Origin of the sequence: Streptomyces sp. NPDC050504, from assembly GCF_044458065.1 — a bacterium.
Lineage (GTDB): Bacteria > Actinomycetota > Actinomycetes > Streptomycetales > Streptomycetaceae > Streptomyces.
The window spans coordinates 373,261-385,862 of record NZ_JBITHO010000008.1; the positions used below are offsets into that span (position 1 = coordinate 373,261).

A 12,602-nucleotide genomic window follows, 5' to 3' on the forward strand; every position below is an offset into this window, starting at 1 on the left:
TTCTGGATCACTTCAAGAAGTCCGGGACGTCCAGCTCTTCGGCCGAGGTGTCCGCGTAGGACGGGCGGGCCGGCGGGACGTGCGGCGGGCTCACCGGCTGGAGCGGCGACTCGTTGGCCGCGGGCGCCGGCTCGGGGGCCGGGGCCGCGGGCTCCTCGCGCGGCGGGACCGTGCCGAGCCCGCTCGCGGCGCGCGGCGCCTCGGCGATGCGCGGCGGGGGCGCGGGCTCCTCGCGCTTGGTGGAGGTCGCGCCGATCACGTTGTCCCTGCGGGCCGGCGGCTGACCGCCGTCGAACCCGGCCGCGATGACCGTGACCCGGACCTCGTCGCCCAGCGCGTCGTCGATGACGGCGCCGAAGATGATGTTGGCCTCGGGGTGGGCGGCCTCGCTGACCAGCTGCGCGGCCTCGTTGATCTCGAAGAGACCGAGGTCGGAGCCGCCGGAGATGGAGAGCAGCACACCGCGGGCGCCGTCGATGGAGGCTTCGAGGAGCGGCGAGGAGATCGCCATCTCGGCCGCGGCCACCGCACGGTCGTCGCCGCGCGCCGAGCCGATGCCCATGAGCGCGGAACCGGCCTCGGACATGACCGACTTGACGTCGGCGAAGTCGAGGTTGATCAGACCCGGGGTGGTGATGAGGTCGGTGATGCCCTGGACGCCGGAGAGCAGGACCTGGTCGGCCGACTTGAAGGCGTCGAGGACCGAGACCTGGCGATCCGAGATGGACAGCAGCCGGTCGTTGGGGATGACGATGAGGGTGTCGACCTCTTCGCGGAGCTCGGCGATGCCGTCCTCCGCCTGGTTGGCGCGACGGCGGCCCTCGAAGGTGAACGGCCTGGTGACCACACCGATCGTCAGGGCGCCGAGCGAGCGCGCGATGTTGGCGACGACGGGTGCGCCGCCGGTGCCGGTGCCGCCGCCCTCGCCGGCGGTCACGAAGACCATGTCGGCCCCCTTGAGGACCTCCTCGATCTCCTCGCGGTGGTCCTCTGCCGCCTTGCGACCGACTGCCGGGTTGGCGCCGGCGCCAAGGCCGCGGGTGAGTTCGCGGCCGACGTCGAGCTTGACGTCGGCGTCGCTCATCAACAGTGCCTGCGCATCGGTGTTGATCGCGATGAACTCGACGCCCTTGAGGCCGACCTCGATCATTCGGTTGATGGCATTGACACCACCGCCGCCGACACCGATGACCTTGATGACTGCGAGGTAGTTCTGCGGTGCTGCCACGTCGAAGGCCTCTCGCCTCGATTTACGTGTCGCCGCTGCGCGGTCCGCGCCGCGGTGACGATGCCGATTGGGACGGTCCGAACGCCGACCCAAACCCTAACGCTGAAGTTTAGGGTTACCAGTGTGTCTGCTTCTTGGACTCTCCGAACAGGACACTAAGTCGACAAGTGGCGCGCGTTCAACGAACACGCCGAACCTCCCGTTTTTCTTTTCACCCTATGTGATCACCCATAGCGCTGACCAACCAGGGTGCTGGCCAGCGTGTTTCTCCGTCAACTCCCGGACGACGAGGGCGAGCTGGGGGCACTTACGTCGAAGTGCCCGGCTTTGGGCACCGCCTTCATCAGAGCGACCAGGGCCCGCGCCTTCGCGGGCCCCTCGTCGGCGCTCCCCCACAGCACGGTGCGCCCGCCGCTCAGTCCCAGAGTGATGGAGTCGTACGACGTCACCTCGACGACGCGGGTCTCCCGCGCGACTTTCTCCGGGAGTTCACCCGTCGCGCGCACAGCTTCGGAAAGCAGCCGGTCCGCGCCGAACCTGCGCAGGCTCGGCGACCGGTCGGGAGTCAGCCGAAGGAGGGGTACGCCTTTGGGCGCCCGGTCGACCGTGGCGAAACGCACACTCTCCGCGTCCACTTCGACGAACTTCGCACCTTTTTCCAGCAGCAGTACGGGCTTTCTCTCGGTCACCTTCAGACCGATTCCGTGCGGCCACGACCGCACCACGTCCACCGAGTCGATGCGGGGCAGCTTCGCGCGGAGCCTGCGCTCCATCGCGCCGGTGTCCACGGAGATCAGCGGCGCCCCGAGCGGAACGTCCGCCACCGCTTCGACCTCACGGGGGGTCAGGACCTCGGTGCCGGTGGTCCTGACCCGTTCGACGCGCAGCCAGGAGGAGCCGTACAGCACCCAGATCCCGCCCGAGACGAGCGCGAGGGCCAGCACGCCCGCGACGATCAGCCCGACCCGGCCGGGCGGCCGGAAGCGCTTGCCGCCCCCGGCCCCCTTGCGGCCCGCCCCGCCCTTCCCGCCCGGACGGGGGCGGGACGTGCCGGACTTCGGCTTGCGCGCACCGCGCTCGGCGGTACTGGGTCCGGCCACGCTCCCCTGCCTCCTCGCTACGCCTGGCGGCGTGCGGCGATCGCCTCGTAGACCATGCCGACGAGCAGGTCGTCGGCGTCCCTGCGGCCGAACTCGGAGGCCGCGCGGGACATCTCGTACAGCCGGTGCGGATCCGCGAGCACCGGCAGGACGTTGTTCGCCACCCACTCGGGGGTGAGCTGGGCGTCGTCCACCAGCAGGCCGCCGCCCGCGTTGACCACCGGCTGGGCGTTGAGCCGCTGTTCGCCGTTGCCGATCGGCAGCGGGACGTACGCGGCGGGGAGCCCGACGGCGGAGAGTTCGGCGACGGTCATGGCGCCCGCGCGGCAGAGCATCATGTCGGCCGCCGCGTACGCGAGATCCATCCGGTCCACGTACGGTACCGGGATGTAGGGCGGCATTCCCGGCATGTTGTCGACACGCGGCAGTTCGTTCTTCGGGCCGACCGCGTGCAGGATCTGGATCCCGGAGCGCTGGAGGATCGGCGCGGCCTGCTGGACCACCTCGTTGAGGCGGCGGGCGCCCTGCGAGCCGCCGGAGACCAGCAGCGTCGGCAGGTTGGGGTCGAGGCCGAAGGCGGCGCGCGCCTCGGGGCGCACCCGGGCGCGGTCGAGCGTGGCGATGGTGCGGCGCAGCGGGATGCCGACGTAGCGGGCGCCGCGCAGCTTGCTGTCGGGGGTGGAGACGGCGACCGCAGCGGCGTACCGCGAGCCGATCTTGTTGGCCAGGCCGGGGCGGGCGTTGGCCTCGTGGACGACGATGGGCACGCCGAGGCGCTTGGCGGCGAGGTAGCCGGGCAGCGCCACGTAGCCGCCGAAGCCGACCACGCAGTCGGCCTTGGTGCGCTCCAGGATCTGCTCGGCGGCCTTGATGGTGCCGCGCAGCCTGCCCGGGACGGTGATCAGCTCGGGGGTGGGCCTGCGCGGCAGCGGTACGGCCGGGATCAGCGCCAACTCGTAGCCGCGCTCGGGTACGAGCCTGGTTTCCAGGCCCTTCTCCGTACCGAGCGCCGTGATGCCCACTGTGGGGTCCTGCCTGCGCAGGGCGTCCGCGAGGGCGAGCGCGGGCTCGATGTGGCCGGCGGTCCCCCCACCGGCGAGTACGACATGCACCGAAATTCACCGCTCTCCGGACGGACGCTTCTTGACGCGCCGTCTCATCGACTTCCATCTCACCCTGGCCCGCTTGCCGAATCCGGGCTGCCGCATGGCCAGCGCCGCCTTCGCCGCGGGATCCTCCCGTGCGAAGGCGATCAGCAGACCCACCGCGAACATGGTCGGCAGCAGGGCCGAACCCCCGTAGGAGAACAGCGGGAGCGGAACACCCGCGATCGGCAGCAGCCCGAGCACCGCACCGATGTTGACCACGGCCTGGGCCGTGATCCAGGTGGTCACGCCTCCCGCGGCATACCTCACGAAGGGGCTCTCCGTGCGTCCGGCCACGCGGATACCCGCATAGCCTAGAGCCGCGAACAGGGCGAGCACCGACAGCGTCCCCGCCAGGCCCAGTTCCTCCCCGGTGATGGCGAAGATGAAGTCGGTGTGCGGTTCGGGGAGTTGACCCCATTTTTCCACACTCGCACCGAGTCCGGAACCGAACCATCCGCCCGAGGCCAGCGCGAAGATGCCGTGCACGGCCTGCCAGCAGCCGCCGTCCGGGCTCAGATCGGTCTTGCCCAGGCACTGGAACCGCGCCATGCGGTTCTCGCTCGTCTTGATCAGCATCACCCCGACCGCGCCCGCGATCGCGAGCACCCCGACGAAGAGCCGGGTGGGGGCGCCGGCCAGCCAGAGCAGCCCGAAGAGGATCGCGGTGAGGATGATCGCGGTGCCCATGTCGCCGCCGAGCATGATCAGCCCGAGCAGCATGAAGGCGACCGGGACGAGCGGCACCAGCATGTGCTTCCACTGCGTCAGCAACCGCTTGTCGTGCTTGCGGGCGAGCAGGTCGGCGCCCCACAGGATCAGCGCGAGCTTGCCGAACTCGCTGGGCTGGAGCATGAAGGGGCCGCCCAGCGAGATCCAGTTCTGGTTGCCGTTGATCGACACCCCTATCCCGGGAACCTGCACCAGGACCATCAGGAAGACGGTGCCGAACAGCAGCGGGTAGGCCAGCGCGCGGGTGAGCCTGGAGGGCATCCGGGAGGCGGTCAGCAGCAGCACGGTGCCGATGGCCGCCGCGAAGAACTGCTTGCGGAAGAAGTACGAGGAGGGGAGCGAGAGCTCCAGCGCCTTGATGGACGAGGCGGAGAACACCATGACGAGCCCGAGGACCGTGATCAGCAGCCCCGCGCCGAGGATCAGGTAGTACGCGGTCAGCGGCCGGTCCCAGGCGCGGCGCGCCCGCTCGTAGAGCCGCCGCACGCCGCCGCCACCGCCACCGCGGATCGAGGCACGGGGCCTCGGACTCGCGGGGCGGCGGGCGACGGTCGGCCTCCTGCGTACGGCTCCGCCGGGTGTACGCGGCATTCTCGCTGTCCCCTCCACTGCTCGTGCCCGGCCGCGGCCGGAACGGCGGAGGCCGGGACCCGGGCCGTCAGGCGCGCTCGGCGGCGAGTGCGCGGACCGCTTCCGCGAACGCCTCGCCTCGCTTGTTGTAGTTCACGAACATGTCCATCGAGGCGCAGGCCGGGGCCAGCAGCACCGTGTCCCCCGGCTCGGCGAGAGCCGCCGCCTCCTGGACCGCCGCGAGCATCGCCCCAGTGTCGGTCCGGTCGAGGTCGACGACCGGGACCTCGGGGGCGTGTCGCGCCAGGGCTTCGCGGATCAGGTGGCGGTCCGCGCCGATGAGCACGGCGCCGCGCAGCCGCCGCGCCGACCTGCTGACCAGCTCGTCGAACGCGGCGCCCTTGGCGAGGCCGCCCGCGATCCACACGATCGGGTCATAGGCCGCCAGCGACGCCTCGGCGGCGTGGGTGTTGGTGGCCTTGGAGTCGTCCACGTAGGCGACGGAGCCGACGTCCGCGACGTGCTCGATGCGGTGCGCGTCGGGGCGGAAGGCCCGCAGTCCGTCCCGTACGGCCTTGGGCTCGACGCCGAAGGCGCGGGCGAGGGCCGCGGCGGCGAGCGCGTTGGCGATGTTGTGCGGGGCCGGCGGATTCACGTCCGCGACCTCGGCCAGCTCCTGGGCGTTCTTCTGGCGGTTCTGCACGAAGGCGCGGTCGACCAGGATGCCGTCGACGACGCCGAGCTGCGAGGGGCCCGGCGTGCCGAGGGTGAAGCCGATGGCGCGGCAGCCCTCCTCCACGTCGGCCTCGCGGACCAGGTCCTCGGTGGCGCTGTCGGCGGCGTTGTAGACGCAGGCGACGGTGTTGCCCTCGTAGATCCGGCCCTTGTCGGCGGCGTAGGCCTCCATGGAGCCGTGCCAGTCGAGGTGGTCGGGCGCCAGGTTGAGGACGGCCGCCGAGTGGGCGCGCAGCGAGGGCGCCCAGTGGAGCTGGTAGCTGGAGAGCTCGACGGCGAGGACGTCGTACTCCTGCTCGCCGAGGACCACGTCGATGATCGGGGTGCCGATGTTGCCGACGGCGGCCGTGCGCAGTCCGGCGGCTTCGAGGATCGAGGCCAGCATGCGGACGGTCGTGGTCTTGCCGTTGGTGCCGGTGACGGCGAGCCAGCGGGCGGCGTTGCGGCCGCCGAGACCGCGCAGCCGCCAGGCGACCTCCACGTCGCCGACGACCTCGACGCCCGCCGCTGCGGCCGCCGCGAAGAGCGGGCTCTGCGGCTTCCAGCCGGGCGAGGTGACGACCAGTTCGGTGCCCTCGGGCAGGGTGGCCGCGTCGCCGAGGCGCACGGCGACGCCCGCGGCCTCCAGTTCGGCGGCGCGGGCCCGGTGGGTCTCGCCGTCGCCGCCGTCCACGACGGTGACGACCGCGCCGAGGCCGGCCAGGGCGCGGGCGGCGCTGATGCCGCTCACGCCGAGGCCGGCGACGGTGACGTGCTGTCCTTCGAAGCCGCTCGAGCTCACTTGTCCGCTGCCCATCCCGCGTAGAAGACGCCGAGTCCGACGATCACGCACATGCCCTGGATGATCCAGAAGCGGACCACGACGAGGACTTCGGACCACCCCTTGAGTTCGAAGTGGTGCTGGAGCGGCGCCATCTTGAAGACCCGCTTGCCGGTCATCTTGAAGGAGCCGACCTGGATGACCACGGAGAGGGTGATCAGGACGAAGAGGCCGCCGAGCACCGCGACCAGCAGCTCCGTGCGGGAGCAGATGGCGAGGCCCGCGAGGGCGCCGCCGAGCGCCAGGGAGCCGGTGTCGCCCATGAAGATCTTGGCGGGCGAGGTGTTCCACCACAGGAAGCCGAAGCAGGCGCCCATCAGCGCGGAGGCGATGACGGCCAGGTCCAGTGGGTCTCTGACCTCGAAACAGGCTGAGGGGTTGGTCAGCGTCTCGGCGTTGACGCAGGACTCCTGGTACTGCCAGACGCCGATGAAGGTGTACGCGCCGAAGACCATCACGGCGGCGCCGGTGGCGAGGCCGTCGAGGCCGTCGGTGAGGTTCACGCCGTTCGACATCGCGAGGATCATGAACAGCGCCCAGACCACGAAGAGCACCGGGCCGATGCGCCAGCCGAAGTCCGTGATGAACGACAGCTTGTCGGAGGCGGGCGTGAGGTTCCGCTTGTCCTCGAACTGCAGGGCGAGGACGGCGAAGGCGATGCCGACGATCAGCTGGCCGGCCATCTTGGCCTTGGCCCGCAGGCCGAGCGAGCGCTGCTTGACGATCTTGATGTAGTCGTCCAGGAAGCCGACCAGGCCCATGCCCGCGAAGAGGAACAGCACCAGGAGGCCCGAGATGCTGGGCTCCTCACCGGTGATGACCTTGGCGAGCGCGTAGGCGATCAGCGTGGCCAGGATGAAGGAGATGCCGCCCATGGTGGGCGTGCCCTTCTTCCCCGCGTGGCCGCGCGGGCCGTCGTCCCGGATGAACTGCCCGTATCCCTTGCGGGCCAGCAGCTTGATGAGCAGCGGGGTGCCGATCAGGGTCAGGAAGAGACCGATGGCTCCCGCGAAGAGGATCTGCCTCATCGGCCGGCGACCTCACCCTCGCTCGTGTTCTCCAGCAGTGCCGCTGCGACCCTTTCCAGGCCGACCGACCTGGATGCCTTCACCAGCACGACGTCCCCCGGGCGCAGCTCACTGCGCAACAGGTCGACCGCCGCCTGCGCGTCGGACACGTGCACCGACTCCTCACCCCACGAACCCTCGTTATAGGCGCCCAGTTGCAGCCAGGAGGCTTCCCTGCCCCCGACCGCGACGAGCTTGCTCACGTTGAGCCGGACGGCGAGCCGCCCGATCGCGTCGTGCTCGGCGAGCGCCTCGTCCCCCAGTTCGGCCATGTGGCCGAGCACCGCCCACGTCCGTCCCCCCCTGGCCCGTGGGGCCCTGCCCATGGCCACGAGCGCGCGCAGTGCGGCTCGCATGGACTCGGGGTTCGCGTTGTAGGCGTCGTTGACGATCGTCACGCCGTCCGCGCGCTCGGTGACCTCCATGCGCCAGCGGGAGAGGGTACCCGCTGTGGAGAGCGCCTCGGCGATCTCCGCTGCGGACAGGCCCACCTCATGGGCGACGGCGGCCGCGGCGAGCGCGTTCGACACGTGGTGCTCACCGTACAGGCGCATGGTCACGTCGCTGCACCCGGTGGGTGTGTGAAGGCGGAACGCGGGCCGTCCGTCGTCGGTGAGGCGTACGTTTTCGGCCCGTACGTCTGCCTCGTCGGACTCGCCGAAGAGGACGACGCGGGCCTTCGTGCGGGAGGCCATCGCGCGTACGAGGGGGTCGTCCGCGTTCAGGACGGCCGCGCCGTCCTCGGGGAGCGACTCGACCATCTCGCCCTTGGCCTCGGCGATCTTCTCGCGGCCGCCGAACTCGCCGATGTGGGCGGTGCCGACGTTGAGCACGAGGCCGATGCGGGGCGGGACGAGGCCGGTGAGGTAGCGGATGTCCCCGACGTAGCGGGCGCCCATCTCCAGCACGAGGTGCTGGGTGGACTCCTCGGCGCGCAGCGCGGTCAGCGGCAGGCCGATCTCGTTGTTGAGGTTGCCCGCCGGGTAGATCGTGGGGCCCTTGCGCTCCAGGAGCTGGGCGATCAGGTCCTTGGTCGAGGTCTTGCCGGCGGAGCCGGTGAGCGCGACGACGTCGGCGCCCAGGCGCTCCACGACGGTGCGGGCCAGCGCGCCGAGCGCGGCGGTCACGTCGGGCACGACGATCGCGGGGACGCCGACGGGGCGGGTGGCCAGCACGGCGGCGGCCCCCGCGGCGACGGCGCGCTCCGCGTAGTCGTGGCCGTCGACGTGCTCGCCCGCGAAGGCGGCGAAGAGGCTGCCGGGGCCGACCTGGCGGGAGTCGATGACGACGGGACCGGTGACCCGGATGGCCGGATCCGGTATGTCGTGCTGCTGCCCGCCGACGATTTCGGCGATCTCGGCGAGGGAGAGGGCGATCACTGCTGCTTCCCGGGGTTCTCGGTGGCGGCGCTGTTCTCGTGGGCGGCGTTCTGGAGGGCGGCGTTCTCGTGGGCGGCGTTCTTGACGTCGGTGTTCTTGACGTCGGCGTTCTCGATGGCGGCGCGCAGGACCTGGCGGTCGTCGAAGGCGCGGACCACTCCCGCGACGTCCTGGCCCTGCTCGTGGCCCTTGCCCGCGACGAGCACGGTGTCGCCGGGCTCGGCGCGCGCCACGGCCGCGGCGATGGCGGCGGCCCGGTCGGCGTCGACCAGGACGTCGCCGCGCTCGTGGGCGGGCACGTCGGCGGCGCCCTGGAGCATCGCGGCGAGGATCGCGAGCGGGTCCTCGGAGCGGGGGTTGTCCGAGGTCAGTACGGCGGTGTCGGCGAGCCGCGCGGCGGCGGCGCCCATCGGGCCGCGCTTGGTGGTGTCGCGGTCGCCGCCGCAGCCGATGACGATGTGCAGCCTGCCCTTGGTGACCTTGCGCAGGGAGCGCAGGACCGACTCGACGGCGTCCGTCTTGTGGGCGTAGTCGACGACGGCGAGGTACGGCTGGCCCGCGTCGACGCGCTCCAGCCGGCCCGGGACGCCGGGCACGGCGGCGATGCCGTCGGCGGCGGTCTGGGGATCGATTCCGGCCACCGCGAGCGTGACGATCGCGGCGAGGGTGTTGGCCACGTTGAAGGGGCCCGGCAGCGGCGAGGCCGCGCGGATCCGCTCGTCCTTGGGGCCGATCGCGGTGAAGGTCGAGCCCGTGGGGCCGACTTCGACGTCCTCGGCCCGCCAGTCGGCGTCCGGGTGGCCCTCGGCGGAGAAGGTGGTGACGGGCACGGTCGCCTCGGTGACCAGTCTGCGGCCGTACTCGTCGTCGAAGTTGACGACGCCGACGCGGGACCGCCGCGGGGTGAAGAGCTGTGCCTTCGCCCGGAAGTAGTCCTCCATGTCGGAGTGGAACTCCATGTGCTCCGGGCTGAGGTTGTTGAAGACGGCGACGTCGAAGACGCAGCCGTCGACCCGGCCGAGGACCAGCGCGTGGCTGGAGACCTCCATGGCGACCGCCTCGACGCCGCGCTCGCGCATCACCGCGAACAGCGCCTGGAGGTCGGTGGCCTCGGGGGTGGTGCGCTCGGACTTGATGCGCTCCTCGCCGATGCGCGTCTCGACCGTGCCGATCAGCCCGGTCGCACGGCCCGCGCCGCGCAGCCCGCCCTCGACGAGGTACGCGGTGGTGGTCTTGCCCGAGGTGCCGGTGATGCCCAGCTGGAGCAGGTCGGCGCCGGGGCGGCCGTAGATGTCGGCGGCCAGCTCGCCCATCACGGCGCGCGGGTCGGGCGCCACCAGGACGGGCAGCCCGGTCGCCGCGGCGCGCTCGGCGCCCGTCGGGTCGGTGAGGACCGCCACGGCCCCGAGCCCCGCGGCCTGGGCGGCGAAGTCGGCGCCGTGGAGGCGGGCGCCGGGCAGGGCGGCGTACACGTCTCCCGGCCGTACCGCCCGCGAGTCGTGGGTGATGCCGGTCGCTTCCCCCTGGCCCGGTGGCTCGACCCCCACGCGCGCGGCCAGCTCCTCGATGGAGGTCGGGCGCGGGCGGTCCGGTCGGGGCGCTCCCGGGTAGGTCACAGGGGCGTCCTTCTGGGTGGTTTGGGACTGATCAGCGTGGGGCACGGCGGTGAGCGTACCGGGCTGACCCGGCTCGGGGCGAAGTGAGGTGGCCCGGGAACGGGGATCGCCGCCCCGGTTCCCGGAATCGCTGGTGATGGTCGTCACTCGGTGTCTCGCAGTGTTTCTGGGCGTCGTTTCTGGGCGTCGCCGGAACGGTCCGCCCGGCTGGGTGCGCCGGGCTATTCGCCGGGCTTGAACGTGACCGGCATGCGCGGTGGTTCGGCGCCGGTCGGCGCGACCTGGAGGGTCTTCAGGGCGAACTCCATGACCTGCTGGTAGATGGGTCCGCAGATCTGGCCGCCGAAGTGGCTCCCCTTGGTGGGGTTCTGGATGGCGCAGTAGACGGTGACCTGCGGGTCGTCGGCGGGCGCGAAGCCCGCGAAGGAGGCGGTGTAGCCGCGGTAGCCGCCGCGCACCGGGTCCACCCGGTTGGCCGTGCCGGTCTTGCCCGCGACGCGGTATCCGGGGATGTGCGCCTTGGTTCCGGTGCCCTCCCGGTCGCGGACGACCGACTCCAGCATCCGCGACAGCGTCGTGGCGGTCTTCTCGCTGATCACCCGGGACTGCCGGGGCGCGGGCGCGGCGGTGAACCTGCCGTCGGGGCCCTTGGTGCCCCTGATGAGCGTCGGTTCGACGCGTACGCCGCCGTTGGCGACGGTCGAGTAGACGGAGGCCGCCTGCATGGCGTTGAGGGACAGGCCCTGGCCGAAGGGGATCGTGAACTGCTGCGAGGTGGACCAGTCCTGCGGCTTGGCGAGGATGCCCGGGGTCTCGCCCGGGTAGTTCAGGCCGGTCGGCGAGCCGACGCCGAACTTGCGGAGGTAGGAGTGCAGCACCCGGTTGGCCTCGGGCTGCGTCCTGCCGAGCTGCTGGGTGGCCAGGATGGTGCCGATGTTGCTGGACTTGGCGAGCACGCCGTTGAGCGTGAGGTACCAGGTCTCGTGGTCGACGTCGTCCTTGAACAGCCGGTCGCCGCGGTGCAGCCGGTTGGGGATGGTGACGCGGGTGGCCGGGGTGGCCTTGTTCTCCTCCAGGACGGCGGCCATCGACATCACCTTGGCGGTGGAGCCGGGCTCGTACGCGTCCTGGAGCGCGGCGTTGCCCATGGCGGCGGCGTTGGCCTGGGAGAGGTCGTTGGGGTTGAAGCCCGGCGCGTTGGCCATGGCCAGCACCTCACCGGTCCTGGTGTTCTGCACGACCACGTACCCGCGGTCCGCCTTGGACTTCTTCACCTGTTCGGCGATGGCCTTCTGGGCGGCCCACTGGATGTCGCGGTCGATCGTCAGCTCGATGTCGGAGCCGGGGACCGCGGGCTTCTCGCGGGAGCCTGCGGTGGGCACGCGGCGGCCGCCCGACTGGGCGTAGGAGACCTCGCCGTTCCTGCCCGCGAGCTCCTTCTGGAGCATGGACTCCACGCCCGCGGCGCCCGCGCCCTCCGCGTTGACGTAGCCCAGTATCCCGGCGGCCAGGTCCCCGTTGGGGTACACGCGCTTGGTGCTGGGCTCCTGGAGGACGCCCGCGAGGACGTTGGCGCCAGGCCCGCCGGCCCGCCGGTCGGCCTCGGCCTTCTGCGCGTACACGCTCTTGAGGTCCTTGATCTGGTTCCAGACCTGCGGGGTCTGGCGCCTGGCCAGGACGACGTAGCGGCTCTTGGGCGTGGCGAGCTTCTTCGCCAGCTCGGCCGGGTCCTTGCCGAGGATCGGCGCGAGGAGCTGGGCCGCCTGCTGCGGGGCCCCGGTGGTCTTCGCCTCGGCCGGGGTGAAGAGCTTGGGGTCGGCGGTGATGTCGTGCGCGTCGACGCTGGTGGCCAGCGCGATGCCGGTGCGGTCGGTGATCTCGCCGCGCTCGGCGGCGATGGTGTGGGTGAGGTACCGGTTCTTCTCGGCCCTCGCGGCGTACGCGCTGGCGTCGACGGCCTGCACCTGGAGGAGGCGCACCACGAAGACCAGCATCACCAGGGTCAGGCCGAGGCTGACGAGCCGCAGCCTGGGGCGCGGGCTGCCGAGTCTGATGGTGCGCGCCTTCGGCCTGGGCGGCGTCTGCCGGGGGCGGCCGGCGGCGGGGCGCCGGGCCGCGGGCGGACGCGGGGCGGCCGGGCGCGGGGCCGGGCGGCGCCCGGGGGCGGGGACCCGGCGGCGCGGGGGTTCCGGTTCCTTGGGAGGCACTGC

General features: G+C 71.8%; 9 protein-coding genes. All 9 read right to left on the reverse strand.

What is annotated here, in order from left to right:
* Positions 1–7: 7 nt before the first annotated feature.
* Entirely contained in the window at positions 8–1,228 is a 1,221-nt protein-coding gene (ftsZ, locus tag ACIBNE_RS29830; protein WP_399276948.1) for a cell division protein FtsZ, read from the reverse strand.
* A gap of 272 nt (positions 1,229–1,500) precedes the next feature.
* Positions 1,501–2,328: a cell division protein FtsQ/DivIB gene (locus ACIBNE_RS29835; protein ID WP_399276950.1), complete on the reverse strand. Its 828-nt coding sequence runs from the start codon at positions 2,326–2,328 to the stop codon at positions 1,501–1,503.
* A 17-nt stretch (positions 2,329–2,345) separates the two neighbouring features.
* The gene (gene murG, locus ACIBNE_RS29840) at positions 2,346–3,440 is read right to left on the reverse strand and encodes an undecaprenyldiphospho-muramoylpentapeptide beta-N-acetylglucosaminyltransferase (RefSeq protein WP_399276952.1); all 1,095 of its coding nucleotides are present in this window, start codon (positions 3,438–3,440) and stop codon (positions 2,346–2,348) included.
* 6 nt (positions 3,441–3,446) lie between these two features.
* Positions 3,447–4,796 (reverse strand): putative lipid II flippase FtsW, encoded by a 1,350-nt coding sequence (gene ftsW / locus ACIBNE_RS29845; protein WP_399276954.1) that lies wholly within the window; start codon positions 4,794–4,796, stop codon positions 3,447–3,449.
* Between the two features lie 67 nt (positions 4,797–4,863).
* Entirely contained in the window at positions 4,864–6,306 is a 1,443-nt protein-coding gene (murD, locus tag ACIBNE_RS29850) for a UDP-N-acetylmuramoyl-L-alanine--D-glutamate ligase (protein ID WP_399276956.1), read from the reverse strand.
* On the reverse strand, positions 6,288–7,358 hold the full coding sequence (mraY, locus tag ACIBNE_RS29855; RefSeq protein WP_399276958.1) for a phospho-N-acetylmuramoyl-pentapeptide-transferase: 1,071 nt from the start codon (positions 7,356–7,358) through the stop codon (positions 6,288–6,290). The genes murD and mraY overlap by 19 nt, the downstream gene beginning before the upstream one ends.
* Positions 7,355–8,776 (reverse strand): UDP-N-acetylmuramoyl-tripeptide--D-alanyl-D-alanine ligase, encoded by a 1,422-nt coding sequence (murF, locus tag ACIBNE_RS29860; RefSeq protein ID WP_399276960.1) that lies wholly within the window; start codon positions 8,774–8,776, stop codon positions 7,355–7,357. The genes mraY and murF overlap by 4 nt, the downstream gene beginning before the upstream one ends.
* Positions 8,773–10,539, reverse strand: a complete 1,767-nt coding sequence (locus ACIBNE_RS29865; protein ID WP_399276961.1) for a UDP-N-acetylmuramoyl-L-alanyl-D-glutamate--2,6-diaminopimelate ligase — start codon at positions 10,537–10,539, stop codon at positions 8,773–8,775. Before ACIBNE_RS29865 ends, murF begins: the two co-directional genes overlap by 4 nt.
* A gap of 74 nt (positions 10,540–10,613) precedes the next feature.
* A complete protein-coding gene (locus ACIBNE_RS29870) occupies positions 10,614–12,599 on the reverse strand; it encodes a peptidoglycan D,D-transpeptidase FtsI family protein (protein ID WP_399276963.1) in 1,986 nt (661 codons plus the stop codon).
* Positions 12,600–12,602: the final 3 nt, after the last annotated feature.

What these genes read in the sequence shown, in the direction of transcription:
- ftsW (WP_399276954.1), bottom strand. Translation starts at nt 4,796, where the DNA reads ATGCCGCGTACACCCGGCGGAGCCGTACGCAGGAGGCCGACCGTCGCC.
- murD (WP_399276956.1), bottom strand. Translation starts at nt 6,306, where the DNA reads ATGGGCAGCGGACAAGTGAGCTCGAGCGGCTTCGAAGGACAGCACGTC.
- mraY (WP_399276958.1), bottom strand. Translation starts at nt 7,358, where the DNA reads ATGAGGCAGATCCTCTTCGCGGGAGCCATCGGTCTCTTCCTGACCCTG.